The organism is Pseudomonas sp. GW821-FHT01E10, from assembly GCF_059422365.1.
Genome location: NZ_JBWKWT010000014.1, coordinates 91575 through 109249 on the forward strand (window position 1 = coordinate 91575; position 17675 = coordinate 109249).

At 58.1% G+C, this 17675-nt stretch carries 19 protein-coding genes; 13 read left to right on the plus strand and 6 right to left on the minus strand.

Annotated elements, in window-relative coordinates:
* The first annotated feature begins 4 nt into the window (after positions 1 to 4).
* The 8 genes from metG (at position 5) to AC07V0_RS22155 (ending at position 6890) form a co-directional block, all read left to right on the plus strand.
* Positions 5 to 2059, plus strand: a complete 2055-nt coding sequence (gene metG, locus AC07V0_RS22120; RefSeq protein ID WP_086946091.1) for a methionine--tRNA ligase — start codon at positions 5 to 7, stop codon at positions 2057 to 2059.
* A 144-nt stretch (positions 2060 to 2203) separates the two neighbouring features.
* Positions 2204 to 2773: an Rnf-Nqr domain containing protein gene (locus tag AC07V0_RS22125; protein ID WP_086946090.1), complete on the plus strand. Its 570-nt coding sequence runs from the start codon at positions 2204 to 2206 to the stop codon at positions 2771 to 2773.
* Positions 2770 to 3774, plus strand: a complete 1005-nt coding sequence (gene rsxB, locus AC07V0_RS22130; protein WP_018926596.1) for an electron transport complex subunit RsxB — start codon at positions 2770 to 2772, stop codon at positions 3772 to 3774. Before AC07V0_RS22125 ends, rsxB begins: the two co-directional genes overlap by 4 nt.
* Complete coding sequence (locus AC07V0_RS22135) at positions 3761 to 4753, plus strand: RnfABCDGE type electron transport complex subunit D (protein WP_018926597.1); 993 nt, start codon at positions 3761 to 3763, stop codon at positions 4751 to 4753. Before rsxB ends, AC07V0_RS22135 begins: the two co-directional genes overlap by 14 nt.
* Positions 4750 to 5361, plus strand: coding sequence for an RnfABCDGE type electron transport complex subunit G (locus AC07V0_RS22140; RefSeq protein ID WP_064616314.1), 612 nt, complete (start codon positions 4750 to 4752; stop codon positions 5359 to 5361). Before AC07V0_RS22135 ends, AC07V0_RS22140 begins: the two co-directional genes overlap by 4 nt.
* Positions 5354 to 5968 (plus strand): Rnf-Nqr domain containing protein, encoded by a 615-nt coding sequence (locus AC07V0_RS22145; RefSeq protein WP_495019930.1) that lies wholly within the window; start codon positions 5354 to 5356, stop codon positions 5966 to 5968. The genes AC07V0_RS22140 and AC07V0_RS22145 overlap by 8 nt, the downstream gene beginning before the upstream one ends.
* Positions 5965 to 6603, plus strand: a complete 639-nt coding sequence (gene nth / locus AC07V0_RS22150) for an endonuclease III (RefSeq protein ID WP_018926600.1) — start codon at positions 5965 to 5967, stop codon at positions 6601 to 6603. Before AC07V0_RS22145 ends, nth begins: the two co-directional genes overlap by 4 nt.
* Before the next feature lie 107 nt (positions 6604 to 6710).
* Positions 6711 to 6890, plus strand: coding sequence for a PA3496 family putative envelope integrity protein (locus AC07V0_RS22155; protein WP_018926601.1), 180 nt, complete (start codon positions 6711 to 6713; stop codon positions 6888 to 6890).
* A 91-nt stretch (positions 6891 to 6981) separates the two neighbouring features.
* Here the strand turns inward: AC07V0_RS22155 and AC07V0_RS22160 are convergent, their stop codons facing one another.
* The gene (locus tag AC07V0_RS22160) at positions 6982 to 7608 is read right to left on the minus strand and encodes a response regulator transcription factor (protein WP_018926602.1); all 627 of its coding nucleotides are present in this window, start codon (positions 7606 to 7608) and stop codon (positions 6982 to 6984) included.
* Positions 7609 to 8173: 565 nt separating this feature from the next.
* Between AC07V0_RS22160 and AC07V0_RS22165 the strand changes: the two genes are divergently transcribed.
* Positions 8174 to 8755, plus strand: coding sequence for a hypothetical protein (locus tag AC07V0_RS22165; protein ID WP_064616313.1), 582 nt, complete (start codon positions 8174 to 8176; stop codon positions 8753 to 8755).
* A gap of 174 nt (positions 8756 to 8929) precedes the next feature.
* On the opposite strand, the gene AC07V0_RS22170 is transcribed toward AC07V0_RS22165, so the two are convergent.
* A complete protein-coding gene (locus AC07V0_RS22170; protein WP_020799894.1) occupies positions 8930 to 10147 on the minus strand; it encodes an argininosuccinate synthase in 1218 nt (405 codons plus the stop codon).
* A gap of 129 nt (positions 10148 to 10276) precedes the next feature.
* Positions 10277 to 11185: a flagellar protein MotY gene (locus AC07V0_RS22175; RefSeq protein WP_018926605.1), complete on the minus strand. Its 909-nt coding sequence runs from the start codon at positions 11183 to 11185 to the stop codon at positions 10277 to 10279.
* A 157-nt stretch (positions 11186 to 11342) separates the two neighbouring features.
* Between AC07V0_RS22175 and pyrC the strand changes: the two genes are divergently transcribed.
* Both pyrC and rnt read left to right on the plus strand, forming a co-directional pair.
* Complete coding sequence (gene pyrC / locus AC07V0_RS22180) at positions 11343 to 12389, plus strand: dihydroorotase (protein WP_018926606.1); 1047 nt, start codon at positions 11343 to 11345, stop codon at positions 12387 to 12389.
* Positions 12386 to 13063: a ribonuclease T gene (rnt, locus tag AC07V0_RS22185; protein WP_007938919.1), complete on the plus strand. Its 678-nt coding sequence runs from the start codon at positions 12386 to 12388 to the stop codon at positions 13061 to 13063. The genes pyrC and rnt overlap by 4 nt, the downstream gene beginning before the upstream one ends.
* A gap of 76 nt (positions 13064 to 13139) precedes the next feature.
* Here rnt and AC07V0_RS22190 read toward each other — a convergent pair whose 3' ends face one another.
* Positions 13140 to 13742: a peroxiredoxin gene (locus tag AC07V0_RS22190; protein WP_018926607.1), complete on the minus strand. Its 603-nt coding sequence runs from the start codon at positions 13740 to 13742 to the stop codon at positions 13140 to 13142.
* A 313-nt stretch (positions 13743 to 14055) separates the two neighbouring features.
* On the opposite strand from AC07V0_RS22190, the gene AC07V0_RS22195 reads away from it, so the two are divergent.
* Positions 14056 to 14274 (plus strand): bacterioferritin-associated ferredoxin, encoded by a 219-nt coding sequence (locus AC07V0_RS22195; protein ID WP_018926608.1) that lies wholly within the window; start codon positions 14056 to 14058, stop codon positions 14272 to 14274.
* Positions 14275 to 14474: 200 nt separating this feature from the next.
* Complete coding sequence (gene bfr / locus AC07V0_RS22200) at positions 14475 to 14948, plus strand: bacterioferritin (RefSeq protein WP_007898512.1); 474 nt, start codon at positions 14475 to 14477, stop codon at positions 14946 to 14948.
* A gap of 174 nt (positions 14949 to 15122) precedes the next feature.
* Here bfr and grxD read toward each other — a convergent pair whose 3' ends face one another.
* Entirely contained in the window at positions 15123 to 15464 is a 342-nt protein-coding gene (gene grxD, locus AC07V0_RS22205; protein ID WP_007938922.1) for a Grx4 family monothiol glutaredoxin, read from the minus strand.
* Positions 15465 to 15561: 97 nt separating this feature from the next.
* Positions 15562 to 17670: a molybdopterin oxidoreductase family protein gene (locus AC07V0_RS22210; RefSeq protein ID WP_086946087.1), complete on the minus strand. Its 2109-nt coding sequence runs from the start codon at positions 17668 to 17670 to the stop codon at positions 15562 to 15564.
* Positions 17671 to 17675: the final 5 nt, after the last annotated feature.

Sequence of the window (17675 nt, forward strand, 5' to 3'; positions counted from 1 at the left end):
CCCCATGTCCGAGCCACGCAAGATCCTCGTCACCAGCGCCCTGCCCTATGCCAATGGTTCGATCCACCTCGGCCATATGCTGGAATACATCCAGACCGATATGTGGGTGCGCTTCCAGAAGCATCGCGGTAACCAATGCATTTATGTCTGCGCCGACGACGCCCACGGTTCGGCCATCATGCTGCGCGCGGAAAAGGAAGGCATCACCCCGGAACAACTGATCGCCAACGTCCAGGCTGAACACAGCGCCGACTTTGCCGAGTTCCTGGTGGACTTCGACAACTTCCACTCCACTCACGCCGAAGAAAACCGTGAGCTGTCGAGCCAGATCTACCTGAAGCTGCGCGACGCCGGGCACATCGCCACGCGCTCGATCACGCAGTACTTCGACCCGGAAAAGAAAATGTTCCTGGCCGACCGCTTCATCAAGGGCACCTGCCCGAAATGCGGCACCGAAGACCAGTACGGCGACAACTGCGAAAAATGCGGTGCAACCTACGCGCCGACCGACCTCAAAGATCCGAAGTCGGCAATCTCCGGCGCCACGCCGGTGCTCAAGGATTCCCAGCACTTCTTCTTCAAGCTGCCGGACTTCCAGGAAATGCTGCAAGCCTGGACCCGCAGCGGCACCTTGCAAGAGGCCGTGGCCAACAAGATCGCCGAATGGCTGGACGCCGGCTTGCAACAGTGGGACATCTCCCGCGATGCGCCGTACTTCGGCTTCGAAATTCCTGATGAACCAGGCAAGTACTTCTACGTGTGGCTGGACGCGCCGATCGGCTACATGGCCAGCTTCAAGAACCTGTGCAACCGTACGCCTGCACTTGATTTCGACGCGTTCTGGGGCAAGGACTCCACCGCCGAGCTGTACCACTTCATCGGCAAGGACATCGTCAACTTCCACGCCCTGTTCTGGCCAGCGATGCTCGAAGGCGCCGGTTTCCGTAAACCGACCGGCATCAACGTGCACGGCTACCTGACCGTCAACGGTCAGAAGATGTCCAAGTCCCGCGGCACCTTCATCAAGGCCCGGACCTATCTGGATCACCTGTCGCCGGAATACCTGCGCTACTACTACGCAGCCAAGCTGAGCCGTGGCGTCGATGACCTGGACCTGAACCTCGAAGACTTCGTGCAGAAGGTCAACTCGGACCTGGTCGGCAAAGTCGTCAACATCGCCAGCCGTTGCGCCGGTTTCATCAATAAAGGCAACGCTGGCGTGCTGGTGGCCGGCAACGCCGCGCCAGAGCTGACCGAAGCGTTCCTGGCCGCAGCACCGAGCATCGCCGAAGCCTACGAGGCGCGTGACTTCGCCCGGGCCATGCGCGAAATCATGGGCCTGGCCGACCGAGCCAACGCCTGGATCGCCGACAAGGCGCCATGGTCGCTGAACAAACAGGAAGGCAAGCAGGATGAAGTCCAGGCCATTTGCGCCCTGGGTATCAACCTGTTCCGCCAATTGGTGATTTTCCTCAAGCCGGTGCTGCCGCTGCTGGCCGCCGATGCCGAGGCGTTCCTGAACGTCGCACCGCTGACCTGGAACGACCACGCCACCTTGCTCAGCAACCATCAGCTGAACGAGTTCAAACCGTTGATGACCCGCATCGACCCGGTAAAAGTGCAAGCCATGACCGACGCCTCGAAAGAAGACCTGACCGCCAGCCAGACCGACACCGGCGAAGCTGCCGCGCCTCAAGGCAACGGCGAACTGGCCAAGGATCCGCTGTCGCCGGAGATCGAGTTCGATACCTTTGCCGCGGTCGACCTGCGCGTCGCCCTGATCCTCAAGGCCGAAGCCGTCGAAGGTGCCGACAAACTGCTGCGCCTGACCCTGGACATCGGTGACGAGCAACGCAACGTGCTCTCCGGCATCAAGAGCGCCTACCCGGACCCGGCCAAGCTTGAAGGTCGCCTGACCATGATGATTGCCAACCTCAAGCCTCGCAAAATGAAATTCGGGATCTCCGAAGGCATGGTGATGGCGGCCGGCCCTGGTGGCGAAGAAATCTATCTGCTGAGCCCCGACAGTGGCGCCAAGCCAGGTCAGCGCATCAAGTAAAGTCCTGCGCTAAACCGATCCCACAGTCGTGCCCGGCGCGACTGTGGGATTTTCATATCTGGCCCACCCTCCTTCCTTGCCGGATAATGCCTAATCTCTTTTTAGAGAGCCCCTTAAGAAAGCCCTGTTCTTACCGGCACGATCATGACCGAACTGCTTCTTACGCTTATCAGCGCTGCCCTGATCAACAACCTCGTGTTGCACTGGCCGCTGGGCGTCGATCCGGTGCTGGGCAGCGAGCGGCGACAAGTGCATGCATTGGGCATCGCGACGACGTGCCTGATGCTGATCGTCGGCACGCTCGGCCATGCGCTCTACCACTGGCTGCTGGTGCCGCTGGGGCTGACGTCGCTGCAACTGTTCGTATTCCTGCCGCTGAGCGTTCTGCTGATCGGCCCGCTGCTGAAACTGCTTCCACGGTTATTCGCCAAGCTTTCATTCGAGGGTCTCTGGCCCCTGCTGCTGGGCAATGCCGGCGTGCTTGGGCTGACCTTGCTCAACGCCCAGGACGACAAGGGACTTTTCCACGCCATAGCCTTGAGCCTAGGTGCCGGGCTGGGTTTCTGGCTGGTGCTGAGCCTGTTCAGCGACTTGCGCCAACGCACACTCGATAACGATGTCCCCCTGCCCTTTCGCGGCCTGCCGATCGAATTGATCGGCGCCGGATTGATCACAGTGGTTTTTCTCGGATTCAGCGGGCTGATCAAAACATGAGTCTGATTCAACGCATCGATGCCCTCTTGCCGCAGACCCAATGCGGCAAGTGTGGCCACCCCGGATGCAAACCGTACGCCGAAGGCATCGCCAGCGGCGAGCCGATCAACAAGTGCCCACCGGGCGGCAGCGAAACCATCGCGGCCCTCGCCGAGCTGCTGAAAGTGCCGGTGCTGGAACTGGACGTCAGTCGCGGTTCGGCACCGGCGCAAATCGCGTACATCCGCGAAGCCGAATGCATCGGCTGCACCAAATGCATTCAGGCCTGCCCGGTCGACGCGATTGTCGGCGCGGCGAAATTCATGCACACGGTCATCGTCGACGAATGCACCGGTTGCGACCTCTGCGTGGCGCCCTGCCCGGTGGATTGCATCGAGATGCATCCGCTACCGCTGGCCACGCTGCCGATTGTCGGTGGGCTGGCGTTCAGCCTAGAGGAGCAACAGGCCCGGGCCGCCAAGCGCAACCGCGCGCGACGTCGCTTCGAACAGCGCAATGCCCGCCTACATCGCGAAGAGGAACAGAAACTCGCCGAACGTCAGGCCCGCGCCCAACGCGCCGTGCAGCACAGTGAAGTGACGCTCGACCCGGTTCAGGCCGCGCTCGAGCGCGTACGGGCGCAGAAGGCCGCCAATGCCGATGCGGCGCTGAAAAAGGCCAAGGTCGATCTGGCGATGAGTCGGGCGCAGCTGAATAAATCGCTCAAGGCCTTCGGGCATCCACCGACCTTCGAACAGCAATCGCAACTGATCGTGCTGCAACAGCAGTTCGAAGCTGCCGAACAGGCGCTGTCGCTGCTGGAAAGCAGTGCACCGGTGGTAGCTACTCCACCTGTTCCGACAAACGATGCCGAGCTGAAACGGGCGAAGATCCAGTTGGCCATGCGCCGCGCCGAACTCAAGAAGGCTCAAACAAACGAAGCGCCGGCCGAACAGATCACAGCATTGCAACATGCGCTCAGCGAAGCCGAGCGGCAGGTGGATGCCTATGCCGCCCCTTGAATCGGTGGATGAACGCCTTCAGCAGGCCATGAAGCTGGTGTTGCTGGCCACCCTGCCGGGAATGCTGATGTTGTTCTGGCTGTACGGTTGGGGCGTGTTGATCAACCTGATTCTGACGGCAGCTACCGCACTGGCCGTTGAAGCAGCGGTGTTACAGCTGCGCAAGCAACCTGTAAAACCGACAGTGAGCGATGGCAGTGCGCTGGTCAGCGCGACCCTGTTGGCCCTGGCCTTGCCGCCTTATTGCCCGTGGTGGCTGACGGTCAGCGCAGCGGCATTCGGACTTTTTTTCGGCAAGCACCTGTATGGCGGCGTCGGCAGGAATCCGTTCAACCCGGCGATGCTCGGTTTCGCCCTGGCTTCAGTGACGTTTCCTCAGCAAATGACCCATTGGCCGTCGTCCCACGGCATGGACTTCCTCGCTGGCCTGCAACAAGTGTTCGGCTTCAACCTCGGCCAGACACCAGACGCGTGGGCCCAGGCCACCGCGCTGGACAGCCTGCGAATCAACAAAAGCCTGACCATGGACGAACTGTTTGCCGGCAACCCGGCATTCGGCCATTTCGGCGGCCGGGGCGTGGAATGGGTCAACCTGGCCTTCCTGGCCGGCGGCGCGTTTCTGCTGCAACGGCGGGTGTTCAGCTGGCATGCGCCGGTCGGCATGCTCGCCAGCCTGTTCGTCATCAGCCTGTTGTGCTGGAACGGTTCGGGCTCCGATTCCCATGGCTCGCCACTCTTCCATCTGCTCACTGGCGCGAGCATGCTGGGTGCCTTCTTCATCGTGACGGAACCGGTATCCGGCGCGAAAAACCCCACGGCCCGGTTGCTGTTCGGCGCCGGAGTGGGGCTGCTGACTTACTTGATTCGCACGTGGGGCGGCTATCCCGACGGGGTGGCTTTTGCCGTCCTGCTGATGAACCTCTGTGTACCGGCGCTGGAGCGGTTTGCTGCCTCCAGACAAGCGCAGGTCAGCCCATGAACCGAGCGACAAGCGTTGTGACCCTGGTATTACTGGCAGGCCTGGGGACAGGCGCGACTTACCTCGCGCAGTACACCAGCGCCGCACGCATTGCCGCCGAACAACGCCTGATCGACAGCCGCAATTTGCTGGATCTGCTAGCGCCCGACAGCTACGACAATCAGCCACTGGAACACCCCCTCAACGTCGAAAAAACACGCCTGCCCAACAGCACGCTGCTGAATGGCTATCTGGCGTCCAAGGCCGGCCAACCGAGCGCCGTGTTGCTGCGCAGCCAGACACTGGGCTACGCCGGCGCCATCGATTTGCTGATCGCCATCGACCCCCATGGCACGTTGCTGGGGGTCAAAACCCTCAAGCAATCGGAAACCCCGGGGCTGGGCGGCAAGCTCGCCGACTGGCCCAATGCCTGGCTGCAAGTGTTTACCGGCAAGTCTCTAGGCGAACCAAGCGACACTGGCTGGGCCTTGAAAAAGGACCGAGGGCAATTCGATCAGATCGCAGGCGCGACCATCACCTCAAGAGCGGTGATCAATGCCACCCACGATGCATTGCGTTACTTCGATGAACACCGGCAACCGCTGATCGGGAGCAGCGCCCATGAATAAGTCATCAACCCTGCAGAACTCGCTGATGCTTGCGCCTCTGATCGGCGTCACTGATTCGTTGGTAACGGCTCTAGGCCTGTGGCTGATGTTCGCTCTGGTGCTCAGTGTTTATGACGTGAGCATGGGTATCTTGCGCTCACGACTGATTCCGGCAACCCATTTACTGGCCTGCCTCCTGCTGGCTGCCACACTGACCAGTTGTGTGGAACTCGCCATGCAAGCCTGGTCGCTTCAATGGCACCAGCATCTGGGGTTCTATACCGGATTGATCGCCTTGCAATGCGTGGTGCTGGAACATAACGGTTTTTTCCAGGGCACAACGCGTGACCGCCTGCGCCTGTGCGGCCTGTTCGGCGCCTTGATGATTGGCCTGGGCCTGCTGCGCGAGCTTATCGGCAACGGGACACTGGGTAGCCATCTGCCCTGGCTGACCGCTGCCATGCAACCGGACTGGCAAGGTTGGGTGCTCACCGCTGACGGTGGCCTGCGCTTGGCCACGCTGGCCCCCGGTGGGTTTATTCTGCTGGGGCTGCTGATCGCCGCACGTCAGGCCTGGACCCGCCCCTCCCCCACATTGACCTCCTTCGAGGAAACGCATCGCCCATGAATGCCGCAAAACGTCTGGAAATTTTCCGCAGGTTTCACGAAGACAATCCTGAACCGAAGACCGAGCTGGCCTATTCCTCGCCGTTCGAACTGCTGATTGCCGTTATTCTCTCGGCGCAATCGACCGATGTCGGCGTCAACAAGGCCACCGCCAAACTGTTTCCGGTGGCCAATACGCCAGCGGCGATTTATGCCTTGGGCGTTGAAGGATTATCGGAGTACATCAAGACCATCGGCCTGTATAACAGCAAAGCAAAAAACGTGATCGAAACCTGTCGCTTGCTGGTAGAGCGCCATGGCGGTGAAGTACCGCAGACCCGCGAAGCGCTGGAAGCGTTGCCCGGCGTCGGCCGCAAGACCGCCAATGTGGTGCTCAATACCGCCTTTCGTCAGCTGACCATGGCCGTGGACACCCACATTTTCCGGGTCAGCAACCGTACCGGCATTGCTCCGGGCAAGAATGTGGTCGAGGTGGAGCAGAAACTGATGAAATTCGTGCCGAAGGAGTATCTGCTCGACGCCCATCACTGGCTGATTCTCCACGGACGCTACGTTTGCCTGGCCCGCAAGCCGCGTTGTGGCAGCTGCCGGATCGAGGACTTATGCGAATACAAGCAAAAGACCTCGGACGATTGAGGCTCTATTAGTTTTCTTGATTAGCCGATTGAAAAAATCTTTTTTACCCGCCGGGAAATTGTCGATATAAGGAGCGCCAAAGGCAGTCTTAGCCTGGAGTTAACCTTATGAGCACTGGCAAAGAGCAATTGGACGTAGAAGACGACTTCACCGCCGTTGAGGCCGATGACGCAGAACCGGTGGTGGAAGTAGCGAAGACCAACCTGAGCAAACGCCGCACCATCGACAATCTGCTGGAGGAGCGCCGACTGCAAAAGCAATTGGCCGATTACGATTTTGACCTATGACACCTAAAAGCCTCCCGAAACGGAGGCTTTTTACTAAGTGCCCATCCCCGACAAACGCCCGCTCATCGCCCCTCGTCAAACGCTGGCATACTCATACCAGGCCATTACGTTGAGCCAATTCAATAAGATCGACCAGTGAGCGAGCATTGAGCTTCAGCAACAGGCGAGTCTTGTAAGTACTGACGGTTTTATTGCTGAGGAACATCCCATCGGCGATTTCCTTGTTTGTCTTTCCTCGGGCCAACTGCTGAAGGACCATCATTTCCCGCCCGGACAAACGATCCACCATATCGGCTTCACTGGCATTCCCAAGACTGGAGCGCACAGTATGCAGCGCCTGATTAGGAAAGTAGCTATAACCTGACAATACAGCCTTTATTGCACTGAGCAACTCAGTAAGGTCCTGTTGTTTACAGACATATCCGGCGGCACCCGATTGCATACAACGCATGGAAAAATGTCCTGGAGCCTGGGACGTCAATATCAGCACTTTAAGAGGCATCGCCGCCGAGGTCAGGCGCGCGATAACTTCCAACCCATCCAGCTTCGGTATTCCAATATCCAGGATAACGATATCCGGCATAAGTTCACGAGCAAGTTGCAATGCATCCACGCCATTGTCTGTTTCTGCAATGACTTCGTAGCCATGACGCTCCATTAGCATACGTACCGCAAGACGAATGACGGGGTGATCATCCACGATCAGCACTTTATTCATGGGCAATTCCAATTTTCGCTGTTCGAATTTTTAGAGCCCGCACCATAGCCTAGTCGTTTCACCCATGGCATGCCGTCCCCCTCGACCACTCGCACCGAGAGACATTACCTACAAACAACACGGATTATTCCTACAAGAAATCATTGCGCATGATAAGCCAGGGATTTTATTGGCCGAACACTGCTAAACGCTTCGACAATGTCTTTGTAACAATTCACCCCCCAAAAAAACAGGGTTCAACGCCCTTGGTCCGACAGACCGCGACTATTAAGCTATCCTTAAAGGTAACGAGTATCTTGCAGAATCTTACATAACCCGGCCCGAACCACTCGAAAAAACTTACATACAGCAACACTTCACAACTCAAACAAACCCACACAACTTTAAAACAAATAAACAGCCATACCCAGACCCAGAACAATACAGTTACTATATCAACCTCAACCACACAACAAAAAGAAACTTAAAATAACAAATACAAAAAAACACACTCATACATGCATCACCACCAAAACACACCCTATAAACCAACAGAGAAAAAGATAATACCTAATGAGTAAAAAACATGACAAAACTCAAAAAAAGAATCACCAACCCCATGACAATCATTGCAATATTTGCAGCACTGTCCGAAACATCAGCTGCTGTATCGCTGCCCTTTCTTGACCACAAGGAGAGAGAACTCTACATCTGGTTTCTGATCAGCTTTCCCTTTTATTTGCTTTTTCTTTTCTTCGCCACACTTAACTTCAATTATCGATCGCTTTACGCGCCCTCCGATTTCGAGAAGGGAAAGCATTTTATAAAAGTCATGGACAACGCTGATCACTCTGGAAACAGCACTTCCAGTGTGTCGCCTGAACGCTCGGTCCAACACCATGTGCAGCTGCCCGCGCCGCTAAAGGATCTGCACATCATTGATGCACGCTGGATAACCAAAAAAATGGGGTTCAGCGCCCTGATGGAGAGTATCCAGCACGCTCCGGATAATCCTGCACACGTGATCGTATTTCTCACGTGTGCCGATTCGGAGGTAGTGCTGAAGGACAGTGCGCTCAAACACTGGAAACAACTAAAGAAACGCAGCAACGCAACGTTCTGTGTTTCTTACAATTTGAGCTCACATGGCGTGACGATCATGGGCTAGGTTTTGACCCGTCGCACAGAGCAAGGCAGCCCTTGAAGTGAGATCAAAGGCAGGCAGCAAAAGGAACGGTTGGAAGAAACCAGCAGAAAGCGAAACGTAATATGCAGCAGCCCTTTTTCAGAACTGTGGCCTTGTCATCGACAAGGCCACAGTTCCATTACCGCATCAAAGGTCTCAGAACAGCTTGCGGCCTTTGTTCGCCGCGATACGCATGCGCAAGGCGTTGAGCTTGATGAAGCCCGCCGCATCGGCCTGGTTGTAGGCGCCGCCATCTTCCTCGAAGGTCGCGATGTTGGCGTCGAACAACGACTCGTCGGACTTGCGTCCGGTGACGATCACGTTGCCCTTGTACAGTTTCAGGCGCACTACGCCGTTCACGTGGGCCTGGGAAGCATCGATCATCTGTTGCAGCATCAGACGCTCTGGGCTCCACCAGTAGCCGGTGTAGATCAGACTGGCGTATTTAGGCATCAGCTCGTCTTTGAGGTGAGCCACTTCGCGGTCCAGGGTGATCGATTCGATCGCACGGTGAGCGCGCAGCATGATGGTGCCGCCAGGCGTCTCGTAGCAGCCACGGGACTTCATGCCCACATAGCGGTTTTCGACGATGTCCAGACGGCCGATACCATGTTCGCCACCGATACGGTTCAAAGTCGCCAGCACGGTGGCCGGGGTCATTTCGACACCGTCCAGTGCAACGATGTCGCCGTTGCGGTAGGTCAGTTCCAGGTACTGCGGTTTGTCGGGAGCTTTCTCCGGGGAGACGGTCCAGCGCCACATGTCTTCTTCGTGCTCGGTCCAGGTGTCTTCCAGCACGCCGCCCTCATAGGAGATGTGCAGCAGGTTGGCATCCATCGAGTATGGGGATTTTTTCTTGCCGTGACGCTCGATCGGAATCGCGTGCTTCTCGGCGTAGTCCATCAGCTTCTCACGGGACAGCAGGTCCCATTCGCGCCATGGAGCGATCACTTTCACGCCTGGCTTCAAGGCGTAGGCGCCCAGTTCGAAACGAACCTGGTCGTTGCCTTTGCCGGTCGCGCCGTGGGAAATGGCGTCAGCACCGGTTTCGTTGGCGATTTCGATCAGGCGTTTGGCGATCAACGGACGAGCGATGGAAGTACCCAGCAGGTACTCGCCTTCGTAAACGGTGTTGGCGCGGAACATCGGGAACACGAAATCACGCACGAATTCTTCGCGCAGATCGTCGATATAGATTTCTTTTACGCCCATGGCCTGTGCCTTGGCGCGGGCCGGTTCGACCTCTTCGCCCTGACCCAGGTCAGCGGTGAAGGTCACTACTTCACAGTTATATGTATCCTGCAGCCACTTGAGGATCACCGAAGTGTCCAGGCCGCCGGAATACGCCAGAACGACCTTGTTTACGTCCGCCATGCCATCACTCCACGGGGTTCTACGGAAAGCTGTCAAGTCTACCGCTCATGCAGGATAATTTACAGAGGCGCGACAGCTTATGACGACGAAGCGACAGATTATGTCGAGCGAGCGACGAATTCAGCAGGTTCAGGAGGTCGTCGCGCTGCTCGCGGCGGCGGTGGCTTGAGGCGCAGGTTTCTCGGTCGGTGCGACCCGCTCGAGACGTACGGCAACCCGGCGGTTCTTCGCCCGGTTGGCGGCATTGTTGTTGGGCGCCAGCGGATAGCGCTCACCGTGAAAACGCAGGGTGATCTGCGATTCCTGCACACCATTGGCCTTGAAGAAATCCATCACCGCCAGCGCCCGGCGTCGTGACAGTTCACGGTTGGTCAGCCGGTTACCGCTATTGTCGGAATGGCCATCGAGTTCAATGTGGTTGACCGTCGGATCGGCCTTCATGAACTCCAGCATGACCTGCAACTGGGCCTTGGCCCTGGCATCGAGATCGATACCCTCCCCCGGAAAGCCGACCTCGGATTGCTTCACTTGCTCGAAATTCTGTGGCAACAGCTTGGCGACGCAACCCTGATAGTCACCATAGGCCTTGCTGAACTTGACCGGCAGCAGACGCACTTCAGACACCCGACCGTCGCCCGATGAGTGTCGTACGACCGGGCTGCGCCCCTCCATCAGCCCGCTGATCAGGCGCCCGGCCTGCACTTGCGAACTGTTGAACAGCACGTTGCCACTACCGATTCTCACCGAGCCCAGGTTAATGTCGCCACGCCCCGGCTGCCATGGCGCAGCCGCCGCCAGCAAGGTGGCGGAACCCCCACCGATCATTGAGTTGTAGGCCTTCAGTCGAAATGTCGCCTGCTCTCCGGCGCGCCGCACAAACTCACCCGAACCGAAATCGGTGATCGGTTGAGTCAGGCGGCATTCGAACTTGTCGCCTTCGACCGTCCACTCGATGCTCTCCAGGCGAGTCTGGAAAGTGAGCGCCATCGCGGGAAGGCTGGCAAACACACTGAGCAAGGCTAAATAACGCTGGCGCACGGGAGGCTCCACTGGCTTCTACGACAAAAAGACAGACACACATATTCACGGCCTGCCTGTTGGGTATCGGAAGCTTGTCGTAAAACTTGATAGCGAGTGCCTGGAAGAGTCTTTTCCGGTAGCATTCCCCTGAGTTTGACCCGCCTGGAATTCCCTCATGTCCGACCGCCTGACCCTGCTGCGTCCCGACGACTGGCACATTCATCTTCGCGATGGTGCCGTGTTGACCAATACCGTCGCGGATGTCGCGCGCACCTTTGGTCGCGCCATCATCATGCCCAACCTGGTACCTCCGGTGCGCAACGCTGCTGAAGCCGATGGCTATCGCCAGCGGATTCTCGCCGCACGTCCGGCCGGCAGCCGTTTCGAACCGCTGATGGTTCTGTACCTGACCGACCGCACCCAGCCCGAAGAAATTCGTGAGGCCAAGGCCAGCGGTTTCATTCACGCCGCCAAGCTGTACCCGGCAGGCGCGACCACCAATTCGGACTCTGGCGTCACCAGCATCGACAAGATTTTCCCTGCACTGGAGGCCATGGCCGAAGTCGGGATGCCCTTGCTGGTTCACGGTGAAGTCACCCGTGGCGATATCGACGTTTTCGATCGGGAAAAAATCTTCATCGATGAGCACATGCGTCGCGTGGTCGAGCGTTTCCCAACGCTCAAAGTGGTGTTCGAACACATCACCACCGCCGATGCCGTGCAGTTCGTCAACGCGGCTTCGGCCAACGTTGGCGCCACCATCACCGCGCATCACCTGCTGTACAACCGCAACCACATGCTGGTGGGTGGGATTCGGCCGCACTTCTATTGCCTGCCGATCCTCAAGCGCAATACCCACCAGGAAGCCCTGCTCGACGCCGCCACCAGCGGCAGCGACAAGTTCTTCCTCGGCACCGACTCGGCCCCCCATGCCCAGCACGCCAAAGAAGCGGCTTGCGGCTGTGCCGGTTGCTACACCGCTTATGCCGCGATCGAGATGTATGCCGAAGCCTTCGAACAGCGTAATGCGCTGGACAAGCTCGAAGCCTTCGCCAGCCTCAATGGCCCGCGTTTCTACGGTCTGCCGGCGAACACCGATCGCATCACCCTGGTCCGCGAAGAGTGGACCGCCCCAACCAGCCTGCCATTTGGCGAGCTGACCGTTATCCCGCTGCGCGCCGGTGAAAAACTGCGCTGGCGCCTGCTGGAGGAACACGCGTGAGTGAAGACCATTTCGACGACGAACAGGACGGTCAAGGCGGTGGAGGTGGTCCTCGTCATCCAATGGCTGCCAGATTCCGTGGTTACCTGCCGGTTGTCGTCGACGTAGAAACCGGTGGCTTCAACTCGGCCACCGACGCCCTGCTGGAAATTGCTGCAACCACTATCGCCATGGATGAAAAAGGGTTCGTGTACCCCGATCACACCTACTTCTTCCGGGTCGAGCCATTCGAAGGCGCCAACATCGAAGCAGCAGCCCTGGAATTCACCGGGATCAAACTCGATCACCCGTTGCGCATGGCAGTGAGTGAAGAAGCGGCGCTGACCGATATCTTCCGTGGCATTCGCAAGGCCCTGAAAGCCAACGGTTGCAAACGGGCGATTCTGGTCGGTCACAACAGCAGCTTCGACCTGGGTTTCCTCAACGCGGCAGTCGCGCGCCTGGACATGAAACGCAACCCGTTTCACCCGTTCTCCAGCTTCGACACCGCGACCCTCGCCGGTCTTGCCTACGGTCAAACCGTACTGGCCAAGGCCTGTCAGGCAGCGGACATCGACTTCGACGGTCGTGAGGCTCATTCGGCTCGCTACGACACCGAGAAGACTGCTGAGCTGTTCTGCGGCATCGTCAATCGCTGGAAACAGATGGGCGGCTGGGAAGACTACAACGACTGAGGCTGGTCGCCGGTTTATCCCGCCCATAAAAAAACCGGCCTCAGTGAGGCCGGTTTTTTATTGCCGGACGCCTGGCTTACAGCGCAGCAGCGTGCTCGGTCAGGTAAGCCGCAACGCCTTCTGGCGAAGCGTTCATGCCTTTGTCGCCTTTTTTCCAGTTGGCAGGGCAAACTTCGCCGTGCTCTTCGTGGAATTGCAGAGCATCAACCAGACGGATCAGCTCTTCCATGTTACGGCCCAGCGGCAGGTCGTTGACGATCTGCGAGCGGACAACGCCTTTGTCGTCGATCAGGAACGCACCACGGAAAGCCACGCCGTCAGCGGACTGAACGTCGTAAGCCTTCATGATTTCCTGCTTGATGTCAGCAGCCATGGTGTAACGAACCTGGCCGATACCGCCATTGTTCACCGGGGTGTTGCGCCACGCGTTGTGGGTGAAGTGCGAGTCGATCGAAACGGCGACCACTTCAACGTTGCGTGCCTTGAAGTCAGCCATGCGGTTGTCCAGAGCGATCAGCTCGGACGGGCAAACGAAGGTGAAGTCCAGTGGGTAGAAGAACACCAGGCCGTATTTGCCTTTGATGGCCGAGGACAGGGTGAAGCTGTCTACGATTTCGCCATTGCCGAGTACGGCCGGTACGGTGAAGTCAGGGGCTTGTTTGCCTACGAGTACGCTCATTGGATATCTCCTGGTGTAATAACGTTGAAGAACAGGGCTCATGCCAGCCTGTCACCCTCAGGCGACAGCCCTGTGACACGAACCTCCTTCGCAAAAGGCCGACCATCATACACCGCGTTTTTCGCCTGTCCTTAGCGGTTTTTTTCTGGCGGGCAAAATGGCCGCTGCTATTTTTTTCGCAAGGCGCGAGAGGAAACCGTTCGTCAGTCAAAGGCCCTTATGACGAAAAGCCTTCAGAAACAACTTTGACAATCATTCTCGTTAACATTAAGATCCATCGCAATTGAGTCACAACCAGCGACGGTTCTCACTTATGTATGTCTGCCTCTGCACCGGCGTCACCGACGGTCAAATCCGCGATGCAATCTATGAAGGTTGCTGCAGCTACAAGGAAGTCCGTCTGGCTACCGGCGTAGCCGGCCAATGTGGCAAATGCGCTTGCCTGGCCAAGGAAGTGGTGCGTGAAACACTGGGCAAACTGCAAACGGCCCAGGCGGCGATCCCCTACCCCGTAGAATTTACAGCCGCATAACTACCGTATTTCGAAGAACCGGACTTGATGTCCGGTTTTTTTATGTCTGAAAATCAATCGCTTAGGCCTTAGACGCGGAACACAAACATTCTTATTCCGATTAATTTTCATTTAAGTTTCAATAACTTAGGTTTGACACTATTAATTACGCGGCTCAAACTCCGCCTTATATACAGCTAATACAGGGCAGGACTCCCACCATGAAAGGCGACGTTACAGTCATCCAGCATCTCAACAAAATCCTTGCCAATGAACTGGTCGCGATCAATCAGTACTTCCTGCACGCGCGCATGTATGAAGATTGGGGCCTGAACAAGCTCGGCAAGCACGAGTACCACGAATCCATCGACGAGATGAAGCATGCTGACAAGCTGATCAAGCGCATCCTGTTCCTTGAAGGCCTGCCGAACGTCCAGGACCTGGGCAAGCTGCACATCGGCGAACACACCAAGGAAATGCTTGAGTGTGACTTGAAGATCGAGCGCGACGGTCATGCCGACCTGAAAGTCGCTATCGCCCATTGCGAAACCGTTGGCGACTTCGGTAGCCGTGAACTGCTCGAAGACATTCTTGAGTCCGAAGAAGAACATATCGACTGGCTGGAAACCCAGCTGGGCCTGATCGATAAAGTCGGCCTTGAGAACTATCTGCAATCGCAGATGGGCGAAGAGTAAGTTCTACGCCGCTAACCCCGACGCAATAAAAAGCCCCGCTCTCTTTACAGAGGCGGGGCTTTTTACGTGCGCTCTTGTAGGAGCGAGGCTCGCCCGCGAAGAACGATGACGCGGTGTATCTGCAGAAGCGCGGCGCCTGCTTCGCGGGCAAGCCTCGCTCCTACAGGTACCGAATCAGGCTTCGGTCTTGGCAGCGGCGGCTTTGGCGGCGGCGTCTTTGATCAGTGCCTGCAACGAACCGTCGGCAGACATTTCAGTCATGATGTCGCTACCACCAACCAGCTCACCGGCAACCCACAGTTGTGGGAAGGTTGGCCAGTTGGCGTACTTTGGCAGGTTGGCGCGGATTTCCGGGTTCTGCAGGATATCCACATAGGCAAACTTTTCACCACAGGCCATCACAGCCTGGGCGGCTTTCGCGGAGAACCCACACTGCGGGGCATTCGGCGAGCCTTTCATGTAAAGCAGAATGGTGTTGTTGGCAATCTGCTCTTTAATCGTTTCGATGATATCCATGGAGCACCTCGGCTGAACTTTCCGACTCAGTGGTCGGCACGGTGGCGCATTGTAACGGAAACCCGAGCGCCATGCTCGGCCTCCCCGACAGACATGTTCACGCCGCCGCCACGGTCACCGGCACGCCGTTCAATGCCGCATTGCCCGACAACTCATCGAGCTGACATTCGTCAGTCAGGTCATTGGCGCTGGAACCTGGCTGGCCACTGGCAATCGTCATCTGCACGCCCGGTCGCGCATGACCCCAACCGTGGGGCAGGCTGACCACTCCTTTCATCATATCGAGGCTGGCGACCACTTCAACCTCGATCGCGCCGACCCGTGAACTGACGCGCACCCGCTGCCCATCGCTGAGCCCGCGGCTGGCCAGGTCGTCCGGGTGCATCAGCAGTTGATGGCGCGGCTTGCCCTTCACCAGGCGGTGATAGTTGTGCATCCATGAGTTGTTGCTGCGCACATGGCGGCGACCGATCATCAGTAACTCATCGGCGGCTGGTGCTTGCAACGCCGCAAAGCGCGCCAGATCGGCGAGGATCTCCACAGGCGCCGCCTGGATGCGCTGATTGGCCGTCTTCAGACGAGGCGTCAAATTGGGCTTGAGCGCGCCGAGATCGATACCGTGAGGGTGATCGAACAAGGTCGCCAGCGACAGTTTGTGCCCTGAAGCATCGCCATACAGGCCCATCCGCAGCCCCCGGTCAATCATCTGCGCCGGCGCAATGGTCGGTTTCAGCTCCTTGCCGGTCTTCGCCGCAAAGGCCTTGGCCAGCCCCACGAAGATCTCCCAATCATGCAGCGCGCCTTGCGGCTTGGCGAGAATCGCCCGGTTGAAACGGGTGACGTTGCGCACCGCGAACATATTGAAGGTGGTGTCGTAATGATCGTTTTCCAGCGCCGAAGTCGACGGCAGGATCAGGTCGGCATAACGCGTGGTTTCATTGATGTACAGGTCGACGCTGACCATGAACTCCAGTCCGTCCAGCGCCTGCTCCAGCTGTCGGCCATTGGGCGTGGACAACACCGGATTACCCGCCACGGTGATCAGCGCACGGACCTGCCCTTCCCCTTCGGTGAGCATCTCTTCGGCCAGCGCCGACACCGGCAACTCGCCACCGTATTCAGGACGCCCGGACACGCGGCTTTGCCACAGGTTGAAATGGCCGCCCGACGTGGACGCCACCAGGTCCACCGCCGGCTCGGTGCACAACGCACCGCCGACACGATCAAGGTTGCCGGTCACCAGATTGATCAATTGCACCAGCCAATGGCACAAGGTGCCGAAGGCCTGGGTCGAGACGCCCATGCGGCCATAGCAGACCGCCGTCGGGGCTGCCGCGAAGTCCCGCGCCAGTTGACGGATCTGTTCGGCGGGGACTGCGCACAGCGGGCTCATGGCCTCGGCAGTGAAACCTGCGATCGCCTTACGCACTTCATCCAGCCCATCGACCGGCAAATGACTGTCGCGGGTCAGGCCTTCAGCGAATAACGTATTGAGCAACCCGAACAACAGCGCCGCATCGCCGCCGGGGCGCACGAACAGATGCTGGTCGGCAATCGCCGCCGTTTCGCTGCGACGCGGATCGACCACCACCACTTTGCCACCCCGGGCCTGAATCGCCTTGAGGCGCTTCTCCACATCCGGCACGGTCATGATGCTGCCGTTGGAGGCCAGCGGATTACCGCCCAGGATCAATATGAAATCAGTGTGATCGATGTCCGGGATCGGCAACAGCAAGCCGTGGCCATACATCAAATGACTGGTCAGGTGATGGGGCAACTGATCGACCGACGTCGCGGAAAACCGGTTACGGGTTTTCAACAGGCCGAGGAAGTAATTGCTGTGGGTCATCAACCCGTAGTTGTGCACGCTGGGGTTGCCCTGATAGACCGCCACCGCGTTCTGCCCGTGACGCTCCTGAATCGCCGCCAGGCGTTCGGCTACAAGGCTGAACGCATCTTCCCACTCGATAGGCTGCCACTCGCTACCCACTCGCTGCATCGGCTGACGCAGGCGATCCGGGTCGTTCTGAATGTCTTGCAGGGCCACCGCCTTGGGGCAGATATGCCCACGGCTGAAGCTGTCCTGAGGGTCGCCCTTGATCGAGGTGATCTGCACGCCGCTGCCTTCGACCTCGGTGGTTTCGATGGTCAGGCCGCAGATGGCTTCACACAGGTGGCACGCACGGTGATGGAGAGTCTTGGTCATGGCCA

Coding starts and splice junctions, on each gene's coding strand:
- metG (WP_086946091.1), top strand. CDS start 5: ATGTCCGAGCCACGCAAGATCCTCGTCACCAGCGCCCTGCCCTATGCC.
- AC07V0_RS22125 (WP_086946090.1), top strand. CDS start 2,204: ATGACCGAACTGCTTCTTACGCTTATCAGCGCTGCCCTGATCAACAAC.
- rsxB (WP_018926596.1), top strand. CDS start 2,770: ATGAGTCTGATTCAACGCATCGATGCCCTCTTGCCGCAGACCCAATGC.
- AC07V0_RS22135 (WP_018926597.1), top strand. CDS start 3,761: ATGCCGCCCCTTGAATCGGTGGATGAACGCCTTCAGCAGGCCATGAAG.
- AC07V0_RS22140 (WP_064616314.1), top strand. CDS start 4,750: ATGAACCGAGCGACAAGCGTTGTGACCCTGGTATTACTGGCAGGCCTG.
- AC07V0_RS22145 (WP_495019930.1), top strand. CDS start 5,354: ATGAATAAGTCATCAACCCTGCAGAACTCGCTGATGCTTGCGCCTCTG.
- nth (WP_018926600.1), top strand. CDS start 5,965: ATGAATGCCGCAAAACGTCTGGAAATTTTCCGCAGGTTTCACGAAGAC.
- AC07V0_RS22155 (WP_018926601.1), top strand. CDS start 6,711: ATGAGCACTGGCAAAGAGCAATTGGACGTAGAAGACGACTTCACCGCC.
- AC07V0_RS22160 (WP_018926602.1), bottom strand. CDS start 7,608: ATGAATAAAGTGCTGATCGTGGATGATCACCCCGTCATTCGTCTTGCG.
- AC07V0_RS22165 (WP_064616313.1), top strand. CDS start 8,174: ATGACAAAACTCAAAAAAAGAATCACCAACCCCATGACAATCATTGCA.
- AC07V0_RS22170 (WP_020799894.1), bottom strand. CDS start 10,147: ATGGCGGACGTAAACAAGGTCGTTCTGGCGTATTCCGGCGGCCTGGAC.
- pyrC (WP_018926606.1), top strand. CDS start 11,343: ATGTCCGACCGCCTGACCCTGCTGCGTCCCGACGACTGGCACATTCAT.
- AC07V0_RS22190 (WP_018926607.1), bottom strand. CDS start 13,742: ATGAGCGTACTCGTAGGCAAACAAGCCCCTGACTTCACCGTACCGGCC.
- AC07V0_RS22195 (WP_018926608.1), top strand. CDS start 14,056: ATGTATGTCTGCCTCTGCACCGGCGTCACCGACGGTCAAATCCGCGAT.
- bfr (WP_007898512.1), top strand. CDS start 14,475: ATGAAAGGCGACGTTACAGTCATCCAGCATCTCAACAAAATCCTTGCC.
- grxD (WP_007938922.1), bottom strand. CDS start 15,464: ATGGATATCATCGAAACGATTAAAGAGCAGATTGCCAACAACACCATT.
- AC07V0_RS22210 (WP_086946087.1), bottom strand. CDS start 17,670: ATGACCAAGACTCTCCATCACCGTGCGTGCCACCTGTGTGAAGCCATC.